Origin of the sequence: Microcystis ichthyoblabe FBCC-A1114, assembly GCF_050500245.1 — a bacterium.
GTDB classification, from domain to species: domain Bacteria; phylum Cyanobacteriota; class Cyanobacteriia; order Cyanobacteriales; family Microcystaceae; genus Microcystis; species Microcystis ichthyoblabe_A.
In genome coordinates this window covers 1,271,773-1,292,484 of record NZ_CP191408.1, presented here as the reverse complement: position 1 = coordinate 1,292,484, position 20,712 = coordinate 1,271,773, and the positions used below count along the sequence as shown (strand labels likewise).

28 protein-coding genes are annotated in these 20,712 nt (G+C 46.9%); 4 read left to right on the top strand and 24 right to left on the bottom strand.

Annotated elements, in window-relative coordinates:
• Window positions 1-72: 72 nt before the first annotated feature.
• The gene (gene glmS, locus ACQY1Y_RS06325; protein ID WP_430014197.1) at window positions 73-1,974 is read right to left on the bottom strand and encodes a glutamine--fructose-6-phosphate transaminase (isomerizing); all 1,902 of its coding nucleotides are present in this window, start codon (window positions 1,972-1,974) and stop codon (window positions 73-75) included.
• Window positions 1,975-2,550: 576 nt separating this feature from the next.
• Window positions 2,551-3,117: an adenylate kinase gene (locus ACQY1Y_RS06320; RefSeq protein WP_046660588.1), complete on the bottom strand. Its 567-nt coding sequence runs from the start codon at window positions 3,115-3,117 to the stop codon at window positions 2,551-2,553.
• Window positions 3,118-3,207: 90 nt separating this feature from the next.
• On the opposite strand from ACQY1Y_RS06320, the gene ACQY1Y_RS06315 reads away from it, so the two are divergent.
• Complete coding sequence (locus tag ACQY1Y_RS06315) at window positions 3,208-4,389, top strand: RNA-guided endonuclease InsQ/TnpB family protein (protein WP_430014196.1); 1,182 nt, start codon at window positions 3,208-3,210, stop codon at window positions 4,387-4,389.
• Between the two features lie 119 nt (window positions 4,390-4,508).
• Here the strand turns inward: ACQY1Y_RS06315 and secY are convergent, their stop codons facing one another.
• The 21 genes from secY to ACQY1Y_RS06210 all read right to left on the bottom strand — a co-directional run bounded on the left by secY (window position 4,509) and on the right by ACQY1Y_RS06210 (window position 16,906).
• Window positions 4,509-5,828 (bottom strand): preprotein translocase subunit SecY, encoded by a 1,320-nt coding sequence (gene secY, locus ACQY1Y_RS06310; protein ID WP_002753894.1) that lies wholly within the window; start codon window positions 5,826-5,828, stop codon window positions 4,509-4,511.
• 249 nt (window positions 5,829-6,077) lie between these two features.
• A complete protein-coding gene (gene rplO / locus ACQY1Y_RS06305; protein ID WP_002731743.1) occupies window positions 6,078-6,521 on the bottom strand; it encodes a 50S ribosomal protein L15 in 444 nt (147 codons plus the stop codon).
• Window positions 6,522-6,531: 10 nt separating this feature from the next.
• Complete coding sequence (gene rpsE, locus ACQY1Y_RS06300; protein WP_002733669.1) at window positions 6,532-7,053, bottom strand: 30S ribosomal protein S5; 522 nt, start codon at window positions 7,051-7,053, stop codon at window positions 6,532-6,534.
• A gap of 26 nt (window positions 7,054-7,079) precedes the next feature.
• Window positions 7,080-7,442, bottom strand: a complete 363-nt coding sequence (gene rplR, locus ACQY1Y_RS06295) for a 50S ribosomal protein L18 (RefSeq protein WP_002753900.1) — start codon at window positions 7,440-7,442, stop codon at window positions 7,080-7,082.
• 3 nt (window positions 7,443-7,445) lie between these two features.
• Window positions 7,446-8,015, bottom strand: a complete 570-nt coding sequence (gene rplF / locus ACQY1Y_RS06290; protein WP_069475528.1) for a 50S ribosomal protein L6 — start codon at window positions 8,013-8,015, stop codon at window positions 7,446-7,448.
• 104 nt (window positions 8,016-8,119) lie between these two features.
• Window positions 8,120-8,521 carry a 30S ribosomal protein S8 gene (rpsH, locus tag ACQY1Y_RS06285; RefSeq protein ID WP_002734721.1) on the bottom strand — a complete coding sequence of 134 codons (402 nt, stop codon included), beginning with the start codon at window positions 8,519-8,521 and terminating at the stop codon, window positions 8,120-8,122.
• A 201-nt stretch (window positions 8,522-8,722) separates the two neighbouring features.
• Entirely contained in the window at window positions 8,723-9,262 is a 540-nt protein-coding gene (gene rplE, locus ACQY1Y_RS06280) for a 50S ribosomal protein L5 (RefSeq protein ID WP_002734750.1), read from the bottom strand.
• 54 nt (window positions 9,263-9,316) lie between these two features.
• A complete protein-coding gene (rplX, locus tag ACQY1Y_RS06275; protein WP_002733835.1) occupies window positions 9,317-9,670 on the bottom strand; it encodes a 50S ribosomal protein L24 in 354 nt (117 codons plus the stop codon).
• 72 nt (window positions 9,671-9,742) lie between these two features.
• Complete coding sequence (rplN, locus tag ACQY1Y_RS06270; RefSeq protein ID WP_002732358.1) at window positions 9,743-10,111, bottom strand: 50S ribosomal protein L14; 369 nt, start codon at window positions 10,109-10,111, stop codon at window positions 9,743-9,745.
• A gap of 20 nt (window positions 10,112-10,131) precedes the next feature.
• Window positions 10,132-10,374 (bottom strand): 30S ribosomal protein S17, encoded by a 243-nt coding sequence (gene rpsQ / locus ACQY1Y_RS06265; protein WP_002734070.1) that lies wholly within the window; start codon window positions 10,372-10,374, stop codon window positions 10,132-10,134.
• Window positions 10,375-10,380: 6 nt separating this feature from the next.
• Window positions 10,381-10,599 carry a 50S ribosomal protein L29 gene (rpmC, locus tag ACQY1Y_RS06260; RefSeq protein ID WP_002731956.1) on the bottom strand — a complete coding sequence of 73 codons (219 nt, stop codon included), beginning with the start codon at window positions 10,597-10,599 and terminating at the stop codon, window positions 10,381-10,383.
• Window positions 10,599-11,018: a 50S ribosomal protein L16 gene (rplP, locus tag ACQY1Y_RS06255; RefSeq protein WP_002734310.1), complete on the bottom strand. Its 420-nt coding sequence runs from the start codon at window positions 11,016-11,018 to the stop codon at window positions 10,599-10,601. The genes rpmC and rplP overlap by 1 nt, the downstream gene beginning before the upstream one ends.
• A 30-nt stretch (window positions 11,019-11,048) precedes the next feature.
• Window positions 11,049-11,777: a 30S ribosomal protein S3 gene (gene rpsC / locus ACQY1Y_RS06250; RefSeq protein WP_002733683.1), complete on the bottom strand. Its 729-nt coding sequence runs from the start codon at window positions 11,775-11,777 to the stop codon at window positions 11,049-11,051.
• A gap of 23 nt (window positions 11,778-11,800) precedes the next feature.
• Window positions 11,801-12,160, bottom strand: coding sequence for a 50S ribosomal protein L22 (gene rplV, locus ACQY1Y_RS06245; RefSeq protein WP_002746605.1), 360 nt, complete (start codon window positions 12,158-12,160; stop codon window positions 11,801-11,803).
• A gap of 153 nt (window positions 12,161-12,313) precedes the next feature.
• Entirely contained in the window at window positions 12,314-12,595 is a 282-nt protein-coding gene (gene rpsS / locus ACQY1Y_RS06240) for a 30S ribosomal protein S19 (RefSeq protein WP_002753908.1), read from the bottom strand.
• 30 nt (window positions 12,596-12,625) lie between these two features.
• Window positions 12,626-13,459, bottom strand: a complete 834-nt coding sequence (rplB, locus tag ACQY1Y_RS06235; protein ID WP_430014195.1) for a 50S ribosomal protein L2 — start codon at window positions 13,457-13,459, stop codon at window positions 12,626-12,628.
• Between the two features lie 33 nt (window positions 13,460-13,492).
• The gene (locus tag ACQY1Y_RS06230) at window positions 13,493-13,798 is read right to left on the bottom strand and encodes a 50S ribosomal protein L23 (protein WP_002753910.1); all 306 of its coding nucleotides are present in this window, start codon (window positions 13,796-13,798) and stop codon (window positions 13,493-13,495) included.
• Entirely contained in the window at window positions 13,788-14,420 is a 633-nt protein-coding gene (rplD, locus tag ACQY1Y_RS06225; protein ID WP_002732765.1) for a 50S ribosomal protein L4, read from the bottom strand. The genes ACQY1Y_RS06230 and rplD overlap by 11 nt, the downstream gene beginning before the upstream one ends.
• Before the next feature lie 20 nt (window positions 14,421-14,440).
• Window positions 14,441-15,079, bottom strand: a complete 639-nt coding sequence (gene rplC / locus ACQY1Y_RS06220) for a 50S ribosomal protein L3 (protein WP_151695071.1) — start codon at window positions 15,077-15,079, stop codon at window positions 14,441-14,443.
• Window positions 15,080-15,898: 819 nt separating this feature from the next.
• Complete coding sequence (locus ACQY1Y_RS06215) at window positions 15,899-16,237, bottom strand: P-II family nitrogen regulator (protein WP_002746593.1); 339 nt, start codon at window positions 16,235-16,237, stop codon at window positions 15,899-15,901.
• Window positions 16,238-16,420: 183 nt separating this feature from the next.
• Window positions 16,421-16,906: a DUF4079 domain-containing protein gene (locus ACQY1Y_RS06210; protein WP_430014194.1), complete on the bottom strand. Its 486-nt coding sequence runs from the start codon at window positions 16,904-16,906 to the stop codon at window positions 16,421-16,423.
• 198 nt (window positions 16,907-17,104) lie between these two features.
• Here ACQY1Y_RS06210 and ACQY1Y_RS06205 point away from each other — a divergent pair, with 198 nt between their 5' ends.
• On the top strand, window positions 17,105-17,764 hold the full coding sequence (locus ACQY1Y_RS06205; RefSeq protein ID WP_002732903.1) for a phosphoribosyltransferase: 660 nt from the start codon (window positions 17,105-17,107) through the stop codon (window positions 17,762-17,764).
• 206 nt (window positions 17,765-17,970) lie between these two features.
• Window positions 17,971-19,098, top strand: a complete 1,128-nt coding sequence (locus ACQY1Y_RS06200) for a lamin tail domain-containing protein (RefSeq protein ID WP_002734271.1) — start codon at window positions 17,971-17,973, stop codon at window positions 19,096-19,098.
• A 244-nt stretch (window positions 19,099-19,342) separates the two neighbouring features.
• On the opposite strand, the gene ACQY1Y_RS06195 is transcribed toward ACQY1Y_RS06200, so the two are convergent.
• Entirely contained in the window at window positions 19,343-19,645 is a 303-nt protein-coding gene (locus ACQY1Y_RS06195) for a YkvA family protein (RefSeq protein WP_430014193.1), read from the bottom strand.
• A gap of 245 nt (window positions 19,646-19,890) precedes the next feature.
• Here ACQY1Y_RS06195 and ACQY1Y_RS06190 point away from each other — a divergent pair, with 245 nt between their 5' ends.
• Window positions 19,891-20,700, top strand: a complete 810-nt coding sequence (locus tag ACQY1Y_RS06190; protein ID WP_430014192.1) for a prepilin peptidase — start codon at window positions 19,891-19,893, stop codon at window positions 20,698-20,700.
• The last annotated feature ends 12 nt before the right edge of the window (window positions 20,701-20,712 follow it).

Sequence of the window (20,712 nt, the reverse complement as noted above, 5' to 3'; positions counted from 1 at the left end):
AAATGCCCATGTAAGCTAAGACGCATTTTAACCGCCTATCCTTAGATTAGCTGAATCTCCCCCAACCGAACCCTATTCCACCGTGACACTTTTGGCTAAATTGCGCGGCTGATCCACGTCTAAACCGCGACGGGCTGCGATATGATAGGAGAGCAATTGTAGGGGAATTACTGTTAAAATTGGCGATAATAATTCCTCAATTTCCGGCACATACAACAAATCATTAAAGACTTTTGGTGCTTCCGTATCGCTGTCAGCAACTACTCCCAATAACCGCGCATCCCTTGCTTTTGCTTCCTGTGCATTGGAGAGAACCTTATCATAAACTATCCCCGGCATCGCAATCGCTACTACGGGAACTTTTGCATCTAAAAGCGCAATTGGTCCGTGTTTCATTTCTCCGGCGGGATAGCCTTCCGCATGAATATAACTGATTTCTTTGAGTTTTAAGGCCCCTTCTAAAGCGATGGGGAAATTAATCCCCCGTCCCAAGAAAATAAAGTCCTGGGTGTCATTAAATTCATGGGCCAATTCTTCGATCGCTTTTTCCTGTGTTTCTAAGACAGTTTCGATCGATCTTGGCAGCGATCGCATTTGATTAATAATTTCCTCGATTCTCTCTAAAGACAGAGTTTGACGACGATAGGATAAATCCAAAGCTAAGAGATAAAAACCCAATAACTGGGCGGTAAAACTCTTAGTTGCCGCCACCCCGATTTCGATCCCCGCTTGGGTATTAATAATCTGATCGACCATTTGTGCTAGGGTACTTTCGGGGCGATTAGTAATCCCGATAATCCGGGCCTGATATTTTTTTTCTAATCCTAAACGACGCTGTTTTTCCGTTTCCAAAGCCGCTAAAGTGTCGGCTGTTTCCCCCGATTGTGTCACCCCGATAGTTAAAGTATTGGGCATCAGGGGGGTGGGTGCATAGCGAAATTCCGAGGCGTACTGTACCCTTGTGGGAATACCCGCCAACTGCTCAATCAAGTATTTACCCACTAAACTAGCGTGCCAACTGGTCCCACAGGCTAAAATCTGAATATGTTCTAAATTTTCGTAAATTTCCTCAGAAAAATTAAGATTTATCGGGTTGACATTATCCCCATTTTGTGCTGTCCAATGGGGATGCAGATAGGTCCCTAAACAGTCGCGCACCACTCCTGGTTGTTCGTGGATTTCCTTGAGCATGAAGTGACGATAGCCCTGTTTTTCTACGTTGGTCGGACTCCAATCGAGGACTCTGGGGCTTTTACGGACTCTTTTCCCTTCAAAATTATAAATTTCTACTCCCAAGGGTGTTAACCGAGCGATTTCGCCATTATCCAAGGACAGCACTGCCCGGGTATGGGGAACCAAAGCACTAACATCGGAGGCACAGAAAAACTCCCCTTGACCGAAACCGATGATTAAAGGGGCGTGTTGCCGCACGACAATCAATTCATCGGGATAATCGGGACTAATCACCCCTAGGGCAAAAGCACCCTCTAAACGTTCGATCGCCCTTAAAACTGCCTTGAGGAAAGGACTCACCCCTAAGTCTTCTTCATCGGTAGGTTTGGGTAGATAACTGGCGATTAGATGGGGAATAACTTCTGTGTCGGTTTCCGAGTCAAATATGCAGCCTTTCCCCTTTAATTCTGTTCTTAATGCCTGAAAATTTTCGACAATGCCATTCTGTACCACTGCCACCCGTTGACTGTTATCGGTGTGGGGATGGGCATTACTTTCTATGGGTTTGCCGTGGGTTGCCCAACGGGTGTGACCGATGCCAATTTGGGAGGGATTAACTTCCTGTTCTAATTTTTCTCGCAGATTGTAGAGTTTTCCCTGGGCGCGGACTCGATGTAATTCACCTTCGAGAATTGTGGCAATCCCTGCCGAATCATAACCCCGATATTCTAAACGTTCCAATCCAGCTAGGAGAATATCGATCGCTGTTTGGGTTCCGATATAGCCAACAATTCCGCACATTCTTTCGCTGACCCCATTTAGGCTAAGTCCAATCTATTCTATCGCAAGCGTGGCGCTTGTTTGCTTAGAAGCTCAAGACGCAGGGGCAAGGGTAAAGTTTCCCTTCTAGGAGATTGGGCTGTGGGGAGAGGGGAGAATAAATACAAGCAATATAGATCACTCAGCAGCACACTTTGTTCTTTTTGTCAAAAAAACTTTCTCTTTGCAACAAAACTACACAATTAATTGATCAACGGGTTGGCTGAAAAAAGGCTCTTTAACTGCCATTTATTGCTGTTGCTGAATAGGTGAGTGTAGATTTAGCAAGGGTTTTCAGGATCAACAGACAGCTAAAAACCCCAAAAAGCACAGAGGAACCCATCATTTCATACTGCGAAATTATACTATAATCGCTGGAAGTATTGCAACCTCGTAAACAAATGAGAATTATTTTCAATAAATTCTTAAGAAAAGATAAATATTGCGAAATGTGAATTTAAATATTCTCAACTATTAAAGCTTGTTTGATATAAAAAACTTATAAAAAGTGGTAATTTTTACTGACTGATTACTGATTACTGATCGCTGAGAGAAACTTTACACAGGAATGACAACTGCTGTTAGAGCGGCAGTAACCGCGTCCATCGGTTGATTACCGTCGATATGGTTAAGAGTCCCCTTTTGACCGTAATAATCTAAAACGGGGGCAGTTTGGTCGATATAAACCTGTAGGCGACGGGCGATCGTTTCTTTAGTATCATCTTGACGACCCCGTTGCATGAGACGCTCAATTAAGACCGTATCTGGTACAGCCAAATTAACCACAAATGTGTAACTATCGGCCAATTCTTCCAGTAATGCGTCTAAAAAGCTCGCCTGTGCCACCGTGCGGGGAAAACCATCAAGAATCCAACCCTTAGCACTGTCAGGCTGTTTTAAACGTTCCTGAATTAAACCTAATAACAACTCATCGGGGACTAATTCGCCCTTTTCCACATAAGCTTGTGCTTGCTGACCAAGTTCTGTCTTCTCTGTAATTGCTTGACGTAAAATTTCACCAGTAGAAATATGGGGAATCGTCAGAGATTCCGCTAATTTTGCCGCTTGGGTACCTTTTCCCGATCCGGGCGGTCCCAAAAATATCACACCGATCCGTTTGCTCATCGAAAATTTGGGTCTGAAACCCCGTCGTTCTACGACGGCTTTACTGTTAAATATTAGCACATTTACGAAATATATGCTAAAATGTGAGGTATGGAAAAAGCCTATTCTTACCGATTTTACCCGACACCAGAACAAGAGTCGCTATTGCGGCGCACTTTGGGATGTGTAAGATTGGTTTACAATAAAGCTCTCCACGAACGAACACAAGCTTGGTATGAAAAGCAAGAAAGAGTAGGCTACGCTCAAACTTCTTCAATGCTAACCGATTGGAAAAAACAAGAAGAATTAAACTTTCTCAATGAAGTTAGCTGTGTACCTTTACAACAAGGGTTAAGACATTTACAAACAGCTTTTACTACTTTCTTTACTGGTCGTACTAAGTATCCTAACTTTAAGAAAAAACATCAGGGAGGAAGTGCCGAATTTACTAAGTCTGCTTTTAAATTCAAAGACAGACAAATCTATTTAGCCAAATGCACAGAACCTTTACCTATTCGATGGTCAAGACAAATACCAGAAAGCTGTGACCCAAGTACAGTAACAGTCAGATTACATCCTTCTGGACGTTGGCATATCTCAATTAGATTTGATGACCCAACAATTAAGCCATTACCAGTAACAGATAAAGCCATCGGAATTGACTTAGGAATTAGTAGCCTTGTGATTACCAGCGATGGTGACAAAGTATCTAATCCTAAGCACTTTAAAAAGCATTATCGGAGACTGCGAAAGGCCCAAAAAAGCCTTTCTAGAAAACAGAAAGGGTCAAAAAATCGGGAAAAAGCAAGAATCAAAGTAGCCAAGATTCACGCTCAAATCACCGATAGTAGAAAAGACCATCTACATAAGCTAACCACTCAATTAGTTCGTGAAAACCAAACGATTGTGGTTGAGAATTTAGCCGTTAAGAATATGGTCAAAAACCCCAAGTTATCTCAGGCAATATCTGATGTAAGCTGGGGAGAAATCACTCGACAATTAGCCTATAAATGCCGTTGGTATGGGAGAAATTACATCGAAATAGATAGATGGTTTCCTAGCTCTAAAAGGTGTAGTAATTGCGGGTATATTGCTGAGAAAATGCCGTTAAATGTTCGAGAATGGGATTGTCCAGACTGTGGGACACACCATGACCGAGATATTAACGCGAGTAAAAATATTTTGGCCGCAGGGCTTGCGGTGTCAGTCTGTAGAGCGACCATAAGACCAGAACAGAGTAAATCTGTTAAGGCAGGTGCGAAAAATCCTTCGGGACCCCAAGCAGAAACCTAAATCGTGAGGTTTGGGAATCACCGTCCGTTTACGGCGGCGAGGATGTCAAGGATTAAATATAGGGTTTTAAGGGAAAAAACAACCAGTAACCGCTAAAAGGTCACTGGCTGACTATCTAACTACTGTTTAATCATGCCCTCATAGCGTTGAGAGATGACATAGGTTTGAATTTGTTTCGCCGTATCGATCGCCACCCCCACCAGAATTAATAGGGAAGTTGCCCCCAAACCGCGAAAAGTGGTGACACCGGTGGCGCTTTCTACTACAGTCGGCACAGTAGCCACCAAACTTAAAAAGAGAGCGCCCAAAAGGGTGAGACGATTCAGCACCCCTTCCAGATAATTAGTAGTAGCGGTCCCCGGTCGAATCCCCGGAATACTGGTCCCCATTTTTTTCAGGTTTTGGGACATATCCTTGGGGTTAACGATCAGGGAAGCGTAGAAGAAACTAAAACCGAGAATTAGTAAGCTATAAAAAGCCACATAACCCCAACTATCGGGACGCAGGGCATTAACCAACTGGACTAAAACCTGACCGACCGGGTTATCCGTGGGTAAAGCTTGCACCAATTGAAAAGGTAAGACCAACACTGCGGAGGCGAAAATAATCGGCATTACGCCCCCTTGATTGAGTCGTAGGGGTAGATAACTGGTTCTTTCCCGATAGAGACGACGACCCACTTGACGACGGGCAGAAACAATCGGAATCCGACGGGTTCCCTCCTGAACAAAAACAATGCCGATAATCATCACCAAGAAAACCAGCAAGAGAATCACCACTTGAGCGATCGCCTGTCGCCCCCCCTGTTGAGCAAAAGTAATCGTATCACCGAGGGTTTTTGGTAAAACAGCGACAATGTTGACAAAAATCAGCAAAGATGCTCCATTTCCCAGACCGCGTTCCGTAATCAGTTCCGAAATCCACATCACGAACATAGAACCGGCCACTAAAGCGAGAACCGTAGCGGCGATCGAGGGTAAAGTTCCAGCCACAACGCCGTTAGCCACCAATAAACCGAGAGTAATACCGATACTTTGAATAATTGACCAAGCAAAGGCAATATAACGGGTAATTTGGGCAATTTTTCGCCGTCCTGCCTCTCCTTCATTTTTCTGTAAATCTTCCAAAGAAGGAAGGGCCGCGGTGAGTAGTTGCACGATAATTGAGGCGTTGATATAGGGAAGAATGCCGAGGGCAAAAATCCCTAACGTCGATAATCCTCCCCCAGTAAACAGGTCAAGGATTCCCAAAGCGGCGTTACTTTGAATAATTTCTGCTAATCTTGCCCGATCCAAACCGGGGATCGGTACAAACATCCCAAAACGGAGCAGAACCAGTAAACCCAATGTAATCAACAAGCGACCGCGTAAACCGGCCGCTTGTGCCATTTGCATAAACGTTTCCTGTGCCGTGGGAGCCTTATCACGACTGACGACCATTAACAGTTACCTCTAGTGCAGTTTTTTTTATGGGAAAAAGTAATCGAGGGGGAAAACTTTCTCGATTTTTTTAAGATTTCCCCTGTGTTTCTTATGATATAGCAATCCGGTCTTGGGGATTGGGTGTTAGGGTGTGGGGATTGGGTGTTAGGGTGTGGGGTGTGGGGTGTGGGGAGAACAAAGCTGCCCTTTACCTTTTGCCTTTTGCCTCCTGTCTCCTGTCTCCTGTCTCCTAATCTGCTGGGAAATTTATATCTCTTCCCAAGTACCTTGAGCGGCGGTAATTTTCTCTTTAGCACTATTGCTAAAAGCGGCGGCCTTCACCTTGAGGGGAACGGTAATTTCACCATCACCCAAAACTTTTAAAGGACCGTCGTTGCTGGTGAGAATGTTAGCTTTTAGGAGACTTTCCAAGGTAACTTCCGTATTAGCGGGTAAAGAAGCTAATTTTCTCAGATTAACGATCGTGTATTGACGGGGGTTAACCAAAGGAAAATGCTTTAATTTCGGCACCCGACGATAGAGGGGCATTTGTCCCCCCTCAAAACCGGGACGAGTCCCCGTCCCAGAGCGAGATTTTTGTCCGCGCATTCCCAGACCGCAGCTAGCGCCCTGGCCGGCCGAGACACCCCGTCCCACACGACGACGGCGTTTAGTTGACCCCGGTTGGGGGGCGATTTCGTGGAGTTTCATGGTGATTTCTCTATGTGTACAAATGTTCTATAGATACGCCTCGATCCTTAGCAACTTCCGAGAAAGTGCGGAGAGTTTCCAGGGCGTTAACGGCGGCTCTAGCGTTATTGAGGGGGTTATCGCTACCGAGTTGTTTAGCGAGGATATTTTTTACCCCAGCCAATTCTAAAACGGTACGGACAGCACCCCCGGCAATAACCCCAGTCCCCGGAGCAGCCGGACGCATAATCACTTGAGCGCCTCCGGAAGCACCCCGGGTGAGGTGAGTGATAGAACTAGCCTTAGTTAAGGAGACTTCAATTAGTTGTTTTTTGCCATCGGCCACGCCTTTACGGACGGCCCCGATAACGTCCCCTGCTTTGCCGACTCCCACTCCCACCTGGCCGTTTTCATTACCGACCACGACAATGGCCCGGAAGCTGAGTTTTTTACCACCCTTAACCACTTTACTAACCCGGCGGATCTGGATGACCCGCTCTTGCCAAGTGGTTTCTTTTTCTTTTTCGCGGTTGCCTTTGCGACGTTTTGCCATAGTTTTATCAGTGTTGAAAGGATATTTTAGAAGTTTAAGCCGGCTGACCGAGCCGCTTCTGCTAAGGCTTTGACGCGACCGTGATAGAGATTGCCACCGCGATCAAAAACCACTTGTTCGATGCCTTTGTCTAGGGCCCGTTGGGCCACCAGTTTACCCACGGCAGCCGAGGCTTCTTGGGTAGCGGTGGATTCTAATTCCCCGCGCAAGGTTGCCTCTAGGGTAGAAGCGGCAGCGAGGGTGTGTTGGGCTACGTCGTCGATAATTTGGGCGTAGATGTGGTTATTAGAACGAAATACGGATAAACGCGGCCGTTCAGCAGTGCCATTAATTTTGCGACGCACACGCTGGTGACGACGACGGACTGATTCTTTGCGACTAAGTTTCATGGTTTATTTTTTACCTCCTTTACCGCCTTTAGCGCCTTTACCGCCAGCTTTACCAACTTTGCGACGGACAACTTCACCAAGATAGCGAATCCCTTTTCCTTTATAAGGTTCGGGGGGACGAACTTCGCGGATTTTAGCGGCAATGTTACCGACCGCTTCTTTGTCGATGCCACTGACGATAACTTGGGTGTTGTTTTCTACGGCGACGGAAACACCATCGGGCATCTCCATCTCCACGGGTTTACTGTAACCAACATTAAGAACTAATTTACTACCCTGCGCCTGGGCGCGGTAGCCCACCCCTTGGATATCGAGGCGTTTTTGAAAACCAGTAGCAACTCCTTCCACCATGTTGGCTACTAGAGTTCTACAGAGTCCGTGGCGTTCTCTGGCGGTACGCGAATCGTCTTGACGGGTAACGAGCAGGGTTTCGCCATCTTTATTGATGGCGACGGCGGTGGGTAGGGTTCTCTGGAGAGTTCCTTTGGGTCCTTTCACCGTCACGGTAGCACCATCGATATCGACGGTGACTTTATTGGGAATAGGAATCGGGCGTTTGCCAATACGAGACATAACAGTTATCAGTTATCAGGGAAGAGTTATCAGGGAAGAGTTATCAGTGGGTCAGCTATCGGGTTTAAACTTGGAAAGGCTGACGGCTGATAGCTTATCCTTGTTTACCAGATGTAGCAAAGGACTTCGCCGCCAACGTTTTGTTTACGCGCTTCGCGATCGGTCATAATGCCTTTAGAGGTGGAAACAATGGCGATGCCAATGCCACCGAGGACGCGAGGTAAGTCTTTACTGTTGGAATAAACTCGCAGGCCCGGTTTACTGACTCTGGTGAGGGTAGTAATGATCGGTTGACGGTTTTTGCCTTTATATTTGAGGGAAAGAACTAATTGAGATTTAATCCCCTCACCCACTTCCTCAAAGTCAGCAATAAAGCCTTCGTCCTTGAGAACTTGGGCAATACTGCGCGTCATCCGCGTGGTGGGAATTTGAGTAGTGGTCTGCCGAACCGCGCAAGCGTTACGGATGCGGGTCAGCATATCCGAGATGGTATCGTTAGCAGACATGAATTACCTGTTTTTCTCCTAAATTGGGATCAACATCAGTGGTCAGTTATCAGTTATCAGTTATCAGATTTGAGTATTAAGTGAGTAGTATTAAATAGCAGTTTCCTGCTGTCTTTTGACTGAATCACTGTTTACTGTTTACTGTTTGCTGTTCACTGTTCACTTATTTACTGGTCACTGTTTACTTTTCTCTTGATTGATTTATCTAAAGGGCATTCCCATCTCTTTGAGGAGGGCGCGTCCTTCTTCGTCGTTTTTAGCGGTGGTGATGATTGAGATGTCCATCCCGCGAATTTGATCGATTTTGTCGTATTCAATTTCAGGGAAGATCAACTGTTCACGAATGCCTAAACTGTAGTTACCACGACCATCAAAACTGTTACCGCTGATACCGCGAAAGTCGCGAATGCGTGGTAAGGCCAGATTAATGAGACGGTCTAAAAAAGCGTACATTCGATCGCCGCGCAATGTCACCATGACACCCACGGGCATTCCTTCGCGAATTTTAAAGCCAGCGATCGCTTTTTTAGCTCTAGTCACTACCGGTTGTTGTCCGGTGATGGTGGACAGTTCCTCCTTGGAAGACTCCAAAGCTTTGGCGTTTTGTGAAGCTTCCCCAAGACCGCGGTTAACAGTAATTTTGATAACTTTAGGTACTTGGTGGATATTGGTATAACCAAATTGTTCTTTCAGTTTAGGAACAATGGTTTCTTGATAGGTGGTTTTTAGTTTTTGGCTCATAGTTTTGCTGCTTGCTTTTCCTGGGCTTGGTCAGGAACTAGAATTGATGGGAAACTAATCGATAATTTCGCCAGTTTTCTTCAGTATCCGCACTTTCCGACCGTCTTCGGTAAAGGTATAACCCACCCGACTGGCGATTTTTTTCTTCTCGGAATAAAGCATCACTTTGGAACTGTGAATCGGTGCTTCGTAGGTAACGATTTGACCCGATTCCCCTTCCTGTTGGGGTTTAGTATGTTTGGTGCGGATATTAACTCCCTTGACCACCACGGTACTTTCTTGGGGTAAAGCGCGTAAAATTTCGCCCACCTTGCCCTTATCGGAACCGGCGATTACTTGAACGACATCCCCTTTTTTAACGTGCATTTTTTGCCTTTGGGGTGGGGTTTGAATGTTTTTCTTACTCATTTTTTTTGACCTCAAGGTGTGAAAAGTTTTAGACTAGCCATCAGCCAATTGCCTTGGTACTTTTCACTTTGATCAGAGAACTTCTGGGGCTAAGGAAACAATTTTGGTGTAGTTTTTATCGCGCAATTCCCGAGCGACCGGACCAAAAACCCGCGTACCTTTGGGATTACCGTCATTATTAATAATCACGGCGGCGTTATCATCAAAACGGATGCTCATGCCACTATCGCGACGGACGGTTTGACGGGTCCGCACAATCACCGCAGTGACCACATCGGATTTTTTCACGGGCATATTGGGGATAGCGTCCTTAACCACGGCGATAATTTTGTCACCGATGCCACCGTAGGTACAGTTACCTGTTCCCAGCACCCGCAGACACATTAGTTTCCGCGCCCCGCTATTGTCAGCGACATTTAAGTAGGTTTGTTGTTGAATCACGGTTTTTACCTAGGTGAAATTTAACTATCGGTTAATATTTCCGCCACTTCCCAACGTTTGGTTTTACTGAGGGGGCGGGTTTCACGAATGCGAACTCGATCGCCTTGTTTGGCTTGATTTTCTGCGTCGTGAGCCTTAAATTTCTGGGTTTTTACGACGATTTTGCCGTATTTAGGGTGAGGAGAGCGGTTTTCAATGGCTACCACTACGGTTTTATCCATTTTGTCGCTGACCACTACCCCAACTCTTTCTTTAACTGCCATAGCGGGTTATGCCTCCGGGGTGGACTGGGCTAGTTGGCGCTCCCGTTCTACGGTCAATAATTGGCCGAGACGGTGGCGGGTGTGTTTGAATTCGTGGGTTTTTTCCAATCGGCGGGTGGCCTGTTGCAAACGCAATTCAAACAGTTTCTTTTTGGCAGCGAGGATAGCGTCGGCGATGTCGTCATCACTCATCTTCCTCACTTCGGCGATTTTCGGTAGAGCCATTAGACAAAATCCTCCTCGCGAGTGATAAATTTGGTCTTAATCGGTAATTTTTGGGCGGCTAGGCGCATTGCTTCCCGGGCCACTGGTTCGGCTACCCCGGCAATTTCAAACATAATGAACCCCGGTTTAACCACGGCCACCCAGAATTCGGGGGAACCTTTCCCGGAACCCATCCGAGTTTCTGCGGCTCGTTGGGTGACAGGTTTATCAGGAAAAACGCGGATCCAGATTTTGCCACCCCGACGGATATAACGAGTCATTGCCCGTCTGGCGGCTTCGATTTGACGGGAAGTAATCCAACAGGGTTCGGTGGCTTGCAGGGCGAAATCGCCGAAATTAATCGTATTTCCGCCGGTGGCCAGCCCGCGCATCCGTCCGCGCTGTTGTTTGCGGAATTTTGTTCTTTTGGGACTTAACATGAGCTATTTACCACTGATAAATATTAGGGATCAGCCTTCGCTAGAGCGATCTTCAAACTGTTGACGACGACGCTGTTGACGGCGCGGTGCTTGAGCGGGAACGGCGGCGGCAATTTCTTCTTGGCCGGGGATAATTTCGCCCTTAAAGATCCAAACTTTCACCCCTAGAATCCCGTAGATGGTGCTGGCGGTTTTATAGGAGTAATCGATATCGGCCCGCAGGGTATGCAGGGGAACTCGTCCTTCCCGCACCCATTCAGTCCGAGCGATTTCTGCCCCGTTGAGACGGCCGCTAACTTGAATTTTGATCCCTTTGACTTCAGCCCTTTGCGCCCGTTGGATAGCTTGCCGCACCACACGACGGAAGGAAACCCGTCTTTCTAGTTGTTGGGCTATGTATTCGGCGATCAGATTGGCATCGGCATCAACGCGAGCCACTTCGATGACGTTAATACGAATTTGACGCTGGCCACCGAGGGCTTTTTGCAAACCTAGGCGCAGCTGTTCGATTCCCGTACCACCACGACCGACGACGACCCCAGGGCGAGCGGTATGGATGGAAATATCTACTTGATCGGCCTTACGTTCGATGCGAATATCGGCGATACCGGCATTAGCGAGGTTTTTCTCGACGTATTCACGAATGCGGCGATCTTCTTGCACTAATTCGGGGTAACGTTTCGCGTCGGCATACCAGCAAGATTTGTGATCTTTGATAACGCCGAGACGAAAACCGAGGGGATGGATTTTTTGTCCCATTGTGGTTTTTTTAGTTAAGGTGATTAGTCTTTGTTGCTAGGAGCGACGGCGACGGTGATATGACAGGTGGGTTTGCGAATTTGGTAGGCGCGGCCTTGGGCCCGGGGTCGAAAACGTTTTAGGGTCGGTCCGCCATCGGCAAAGGCTTGGCTAACCACCAAAGTGGCGGGATCGAGTCCTTCGTTATTTTCGGCGTTGGCAACGGCGGAACGCAGGACTTTCAGAATCGGATCACAGGCCCGGTAGGGCATAAATTCGAGAATAATTAGGGCTTCCCGATAGGAGCGACCGCGGATCTGATCGAGTACCCGTCTGACTTTCAGGGGTGACATCCGAATATAGCGGGCGATCGCTTTGACTTCGTTAGAGGTATCGATGGTCATTTCAGTTATCAGTTATCAGTTAGGTAGGGTGGGTTAGGCGACGACAACTTATAAGACTTAGTTATTAATTTATCTAGTCGCCGTAACCCACCATCTCATGGTTATCTGAACGCTGACCGGGGGCTGACGGTTTTAAGATAACCGCCCACCGATCTATTTCCGTCCTGCTTTTTTGTCGCTCTTGGCGTGGCCACGGAAGGTGCGGGTGGGAGCGAATTCACCGAGTTTATGACCGACCATCTGCTCGGAAACATAGACGGGAACGTGCTGTTTGCCGTTGTGAACGGCGATCGTGTGACCGACCATATCGGGAATGATTGTCGAGGCCCGGGACCAAGTTTTAATCACTTGTTTACTGCCCTGGGCGTTGAGTTTTTCGATTTTTTCCATCAGGTGGCCGGCGACAAATGGCCCCTTTTTCAGTGAACGACCCATAATTTTCAGTCAAAAGTAAAGTAATAATTTCTAACCCTGGGTACGACGGCGCACGATGAGATCGCTACTGCGTTTTTTCTTGTTGCGAGTTTTGCGACCGAGGGCGGGTTTACCCCAGGGAGTCATCGGGCCGGAACGTCCGATCGGAGCGCGACCCTCTCCACCTCCATGCGGGTGATCCACTGGGTTCATGACGCTACCCCGAACATGGGGGCGTTGACCGCGGTGACGGGTACGGCCGGCTTTACCGAGACTGATGTTTCTCGCTTCGGAGTTACCGACTTTTCCGATGGTGGCGTAGCATTCACGCCGGATCATGCGTACTTCTTTGGAGGGGAGGCGGATGGTAACGTAATCGCCTTCTTTCGCTACCACTTGGGCGAAACCACCAGCAGCCCGCACCATTTGACCACCGCGACCAGGAACGAGTTCGATGTTATGAACTTCTGTCCCTAGGGGGATGCGACTTAAGGGTAGGGCATTACCGACCTCGAAGGGAGCGTTTTCCCCGGCGATGACGGTATCACCAACGCCTAAACCGGCGGGGGCGATGATGTAGCGTTTTTCCCCGTCTTTGTAGAAAAGTAGGGCAATGCGGGCGTTACGGTTAGGATCGTACTCGATCGCCGCTACTGTGGCGGGAATATCCCGTTTATCGCGACGAAAATCGATAATCCGGTAGAGGCGCTTATGGCCGCCGCCCCGGTGACGACTGGTAACGACACCGCGATTATTACGCCCTTGTTTGCTGTGTTTGCGATGAGTTAGGGACTTTTCCGGTTCGGTTTTGGTGATCTCTTTAAAGTCGGAGATGGCCGCCTGCCTTGTCCCGGGGGTTAAAGGTCTAAAAGAGCGAATACCCATAGTTTAGTTTTCCGTTATCGGGTTTCTTGGTGGTTATACGTCAGGATAGAGGGCGATCGAGTCGCCAGCTGCTAGGGTCACGATCGCGCGTTTGTATTGGGGTTTGTAACCGAGGAAACGGCCGACGCGTTTTTTCTGACGAGAGGGGCGGCTGGTGTTCACTTTCGTTACTTTCACGTCAAACAGCAATTCGATCGCCGCTTGAATTTCCGGCTTGGTCGCTTTCAAGGCGACATCGAAGACGTATTTATTTTGTTCTAGGAGTAGGGTGGCTTTCTCGGTCACGATCGGCTTTAGGATCAGATCGGCGAGTTGTCTGGCTTCAGTTCTAAGCACCATAGACCTCCTCAATTTTAGCTAGGGCTGCGGCGGTGGCGATAACTCGATCGGCTAGGATGACATCATAGACGTTGAGACTATCGGCGCGAATAATTTTGAGATTGCAGATATTACGTCCCGATAAATAGACATTTTCGGGAATTTCCGTCAAAATCAGCAGAATTTTTTCCTCTGGACTGGCTCCCCAGCGACTTAAGGCAGCGGTGAGTTCTTTGGTTTTGGGTTGGGAGAATTGTTCGGCGAAGCTTTCCACCACGATAAAGTTATCGGCCTGGCTGATCAAAGCGGTTCTCAGGGCTAATCTTTTCTCTTTGCGATTGACCTTAACCTCAAAATCTCTCGGTTTTGGTCCGAATATGACACCGCCACCACGCCAGAGGGGAGAACGGATCGAACCGGCCCGGGCCCGACCGGTGCCTTTTTGCCGCCAGGGTTTGCGACCACCGCCGCGCACTTCCGAGCGGGTTTTGCTGGAGGCATTACCTTGGCGGGCCGCCGCTAGATGGCTGACGACGACGCGGTGAATTAGATGTTTGGCGGTTTCGGGTTTAGCGGTTTTCAGTTCCAGGGTGCCTGTTCCCGCTTCTTCCCCTTGCCAATTTTTGACTGTGTAGTTAACCATGGCTTTAATCTTTCCTTGCCCTATTTACCAAATTTCTTGGCGGGGGTGATGTTTAACAGGGTTCCTGGTTTACCCGGGACGGCTCCTTTGATCAGGATCAGGTTGCGTTCGCTATCGATTTTGACCACGGACAGTTTGCGGATGGTCACTTGGGTTGCTCCGTATTGTCCGGCCATTCTCTTACCTGGGAAAACCCGGCCGGGGGTAGTACCGGCACCGGTGGAACCGGGGAGACGGTGGTTTTTGGAACCGTGGGTCATGTTACCGCGCTTGAAGTTATGGCGTTTTTGATAGCCGGAGAAACCCCGTCCGATGGTGGTTCCAGCCACATCGACTAAATCGCCCTCTTGGAAGATAGCGGCGGTAATTTCTTGACCTAAAGTGTAGGCGGATGCGTCCTCGATGCGGTATTCGATTAAATGCCGCAGGGGGGAGACACCGGCTTTGGCTAAATGACCGAGTAGCGGTTTGTTGAGGGCTTTTTCTTTGACGGTTTTGTATCCCACTTGAATGGATTCATAACCGTCGGTTTTTTTCGTTTTGACTTGGGTGACGGGACACGGACCGGCTTGAACGACGGTGACGGGAATGGCGACTCCCGTTTTGTTGTCGAAGATTTGGGTCATGCCCAGTTTTGTACCGAGGATACCGATAGACACGGATTGTTCTCTTTATCTTTACTAGACGACAATCAAAAATAACGTGGCCGTGGCTATAGGAGCGAGAAAAATCTTTCCCGCTTTATCAGCCTGCCCAACTTGAATGACTTTTTTGGAGTTATTTAAGCTGGCATCCCGTTAAATTCGTAAGTAGGACTAGACAGGGTTGCTGGTTCTGCCTAGATTGTTGCTGGTCTTTGTTTCTTGGGGACTTAAAGGGTTTATCTTCAGTATCCCGGCGAAGACCGAGCGACCAAGGCGGTTCTGCTCAGTAGTGCCTTTAGCACCACCTAAGACCGATTTTGGCCACGATCAAACATTATATAACATTTGTGACTTTTTAGGCAAGAGGTTTTTTCAGTCACCGGCAATGATCCTATCTAGTCTGGCTGAAGGAAGGGGTGACAATGAGGTTGAAGTCTAGGCTGGGTGCAGGGTCTAGCCTGTGGTTTTTTGGGAAAATCTCCTCGCTGTCACCCTTGAAATTGATTAACTTAATTCTCTCGTCTTCATTGCGGGGAAAGTCTCAAGGTTTTTCCCTATCCCCCACACCCTGTCTCACTTTCAATCTGCTTGTCATCCCTTCAGGTTTCTGGCACTTTTTTAGCCAAAAAATTGGCAAAACTCTTTTATAGCAAGGCTTAAACTGATATTCAGCAGATTGCAATTATAGTATTTATCTTAATGGTGAGGTACAAAGTTTTGGTTTGGGGGAATCGGTCGTTGGTGGTCGCTATCAAATTAGGTTACACTGCTTGATGGGGATTAGTTTCAATGGGGGGGGATGACAGCATTGTACTATCATCCCTTGTTTGGAGGTTAAATCGCTTGCAGGTCTTTTTCTCCGGTACGGATGCGGACGATCTGTTCCACGGGGGAGATAAAGATTTTACCGTCTCCGATTTCACCGGTACGGGCTGCCGAAATCAGCTTATCGACGACCATATCGACTTGCTTATCTTCGACGACGATCTCGATCTTGAGTTTTTGGAGAAATTCGACGGTGTACTCGGAACCGCGATAACGTTCCGATTGACCTTTCTGACGACCGAAACCTCTAACTTCGGAGACAGTCATGCCGACAATGCCCGCGTTAACTAGGGCGATTTTCACCTCTTCCAGTTTAAAGGGTCGGATAATCGCTTCTACTTTCTTCAAAATATCTATCTCCTCGTTGCGTGACGATACCTTCTTGGTGAATTAACTGTTAATTCTAAACGCAGAATCCCGACAATAGCGCTTAAAGTCATGATTTCTTCAATTATTGGCCTTGGCCACAGTCTTCTGTGGTGAAAAATTTCTGGGTGGGAATTGGCCCACCCGAGGCCATGAATAAACCAACTAGAGAGATAATCCTAACTGAAGACCAAAAACACCGTGAACCAGCAGTAAAATTAGGGCAATACTGCCGATATAGGCGTGAACAGTCCGGAAAAGTTCTTTTTTCCCGACAGCGAAGCCAGTTAGGGACAATAATCCATTGAAAGCTAATAAACCGATCGCGATCGATCCTGTCCAAAAATGGCTGCTTTCGAGGATGGGATGTTTCTGCATGACTAGGGATAAAATACCGCCGGTGTAACCGAGAGTGATAAATAAAAACAGCCAGGGGGCGAGTTTGCGGTGATCAGCCCGATTTTTGGCTACTACTTCCCCATCTTGGCTTAAACGGCTTTGCCAACCGGCATAGGCAGTATAACTACCCATAACTAAAACCACGATCCCCATCATGACTGGATGTCCCCAATGAACGATCGGTTCGGGAGTTCCGAGACTGCGAAAGGCAGCGGCGATCGGCTCTAGCGCATCACTTAAACTTTGATTCATGTTTGTTACCTAACTTTACAAAACCCTTTTGCCTAAGATTTTAGCCGATCTCCAGCCTGGAAAAACTGCGGTTAGCTGAAAAAATGTCAAGCCTTCGCTAAATTTCTTAACATTTCCCCTAGAGATGAGCGGAGAAATATAGAATAAAGGCAGGGGAAACTAGGGATCCCCATGGGGATTAGCCCCTAGGAGGGCATTATGACTTATCTGCTCAAAGATCGGCGGTCGGCTGGGAGACTGTTAGCTATTTACTTGACAGAATATACCAATAGTGCTAGAGCGCTAGTGTTGGCTTTGCCCCGGGGTGGGGTTCCGATCGCCTTTGAAATTGCCCAAAGGTTACATTTACCGCTAGATCTGTGTTTGGTGCGAAAATTAGGTGTACCGGAGCGCAAAGAGTTAGCTTTTGGGGCGATCGGTCAGAATGGGGTGCGGGTAATCAATGAAAGTGTTGTTGAAGACTTGCACCTATCGGAGGCGATGATGGAACGGGTAGCAAAGGAAGAAATGATCGAATTAGAGCGACGTGATCGTTTGTATCGAGGTGAACGCCCCTTTCCGGACGTGACGGGAAAAACGATTATTCTAGTAGATGATGGGATCGCTACGGGAGCAACGATTAAAGCGGCGATTCTGACCCTTAAGGCTGAAAATCCCGCTGCTATTATTATTGCTGTTCCTGTTGCCCCGCCGGAAGTCTGTGATCAATTAGAAAAATTAGTTGATCGAGTAATTTGCCTACATAAACCCTACGAATTGAGATCAATTTCTCTTTGGTACGAGGACTTTTCCCAAACCAGCGATGAGGAGGTGCAAACACTTTTGTCCACCGTCGATAGTTCTTTGATTTCAGTTTAGGGAGATGGGCTAGATAAACTCTCATTAAACCAGCGATCGCTGACTAGAGTGTGACACTTCATAATTCTTAGTAATCGCTAAAAGTTTTACTATACAAGGGCTAGAGCAACTGTTGATTTCAATGACTAGGTGCGGAATGTAGGATAAAAATTACCGAAGAGCCACTTTTCTGTATATTATGTAGTTAGTCATTGGAGAAAATTATTATGACAAAATCAAAATCAACCATTACGGGCGGCGATGATGCCCCCGTGTTTGTACCAATCGAAAAACCAGCCAATGGTCGAATTATTGTTCATAATGACGAGTGGGTTTTAAGCGATGCTGGTTTTCAATCGGTATCTGATACCGCGACTTTTGCGTTGAATGTTGCCACATATTTTGTAGGAACGACACAGGGAAAATTTCATGTTTTGTCCAATAACTTTGGATTGGTCGGCGCAACGCTTGAGCGTACCATGACTGGTGCTGGGCATACTTGGACAAAAGGCATGAACATTGCCATTAATGCGGTAGCATTGGCTCAATATGATGCCATTTTTGTAGGTGGCGACCCAGTTGATAATCAAGTATTAATTGATTATGTCAAAAACGGCGGTAAAGTCTATCTTTGCGCAGGCACAGGGCATGGTGGCAGCCAAGCAGAGGCGCGTCAATGGAATACGTTTTTGACAGCTTTTGGTTTGAAATTTGACGGCGTTTATAACAACATCAGTGGTAGCCTAGCGGTTACCAGCCCAAGCCATCCATTGTTTAGCAATGTGAAAACCCTTTATCAAAACAACGGCAATTCAATCAGTTTATTACCAAATGCCACTGCCAACATTGTAATGACTGGTAGTAATCAAGGGCTGATTGCAACCGCAGACTATATTAATCCAAATGCACCAGCACGGTCTGAACCTACGCCTTCGCCAGCAACTTCTGAGCCACCTAAACCGAAGACCATCGAAACAGAAGAGTTTAGCATCACCGCAGAGGATGACGTGTTTATGTCTAACTTGGTTTATAAAGGACTGGTTAAGAAAACACAATCTGACGAATATGTTGAGCTTAGCAATCGCGGCAATCATCCCGTCAATATTTCAGGTTGGAAAATCACTTCGGTCGGCAGTGCCAGGCAGCAATTTACTTTCCCAGCAAATACTGTTTTAGCGTCTGGCAAGACTTTTCGGGTTTATACCAACGAAGTACATTCTGAAACTGGTGGTTTTTCTTTTGCCAGTAAAACGGCTATTTGGAATGACGCTGGCGATGAATTGAACCTGTATGATGCGATGGGTAAGAAAATTTCCACACTGGCGTATGGCATTGCTCGAACTAAAAAAAGCTGACCGAACGCGGGGCGAGGGGAGAGCATCTCATTTATGCAAGTGAGTAATTATACTTATCCATAAAACTGGTTTCTAGCAATGCTTTCAAAATAGCTTGACATAAAAACCTGATTTAGGGGTTACAAAGGTGAGATGCTCCCGATGGGCTGTGGGGTGTGAGGAGACCAATTCGTGGGCGTTGCGGGGGGAGAGTAAATAACAGCAATCTCCTGAATTCAGAAGTCAAAATTGAGACTTCCGAATTCTAACTTCTGACTTCCACAGCATCGGTATCAACGGTATTGGTTGGGGAAGAAACTTCAGTTTGATGATTTACTCTCCCGGGACGGCGAGTGCGATAATCAAGAACTAATCGCGATAATTCCGTGGTTAAAAGGGTGAGGACAATACCATCATCGATCCAACCAATAATCGGGAAAATGTCAGGAGAAATATCGAGGGGGCTAAAAAGATAAACCATAGTTCCCAGAATGATAATCCAACGATATTTAGGGTGAGTAATTTTGCTGCTGTACCAGTTGTAAAAAGATTCAACAATCGGTTTCATTAATTTGTCCTCGTTGACTGCGATAGTTTAATTTTGTCAGGTTCCCCTTGGGGCTGATAGTGCGGTTTTACACCCATTATGTAGGGTTATCCCCGCTAATTATCCACTAAAAAAGCCCAGAAGAAAATTCACCTTTAGGGATGAACCTGAAATATTATTACTGGATGCTTAAGAGGGGAGATAGTGGCATCTTTATCACCTATAATAGGCGATGACAAACTAATCAATTATCTGCCAGTTTAAGGATGGAAACCCTCTTTCATCTAGTTACTTTTGCCTTTGTCTTCGCTTTGGGTGCCTCGGTGGGCAGTTTTTTAAACGTGGTCATCTATAGATTACCTCAGGGGATATCTCTAGTTTATCCCCCTTCCCACTGTCCGAAATGTCACCATAGGTTGGGGAAAAGCGAGAATATACCCGTTTTCGGCTGGTTATGGCTAGGGGGTCGCTGTCGCTGGTGTAGAACCCCGATTTCTGTCCGTTATCCAGCGATCGAAACTTTTACTGGTTTATTATTTTGTCTGGTTTTAGGAGATTTTAGCTTTTCTTGGCAGACCCTCGGCTATTGGATTCTCCTCAGTTGGTTATTAGCTTTAGCTTTGATTGATTTTGACACGATGACGCTTCCTAACTCCCTCACCCAATCGGGATTAGTTTTAGGGATAGTTTTTCAGACTCTTTTAGGTTGGCAAAATAATCAAAGTGTTGTCTATCTTTTTTCAGCGATCGCTAGTGCGGTTTTAGGAGTCTGGTTATTTGATCTAATCCGGTGGGGGGGGAGTTTTGCTCTCGGACAACAGGCCATGGGGGGAGGAGATGCGAAATTAGCGGCCATGATCGGTGCTTGGTTAGGATGGCAAGCATTATTAGTCACCGCTTTTCTGGCCTGCGCTATTGGGGCAGGGATCGGTATTATGGGCATTTTTCTTGGTAAAATGGGGAAAAAACAAGCTATACCCTTTGGGCCATTTCTTGCCCTCGGCGCTCTGATGAGTGTCTTTTGGAGTGATAAGATCATCTCAGCCTATCAAACCATTTTTTTCCCTTTGTTGTAAAAAAGTTATCCT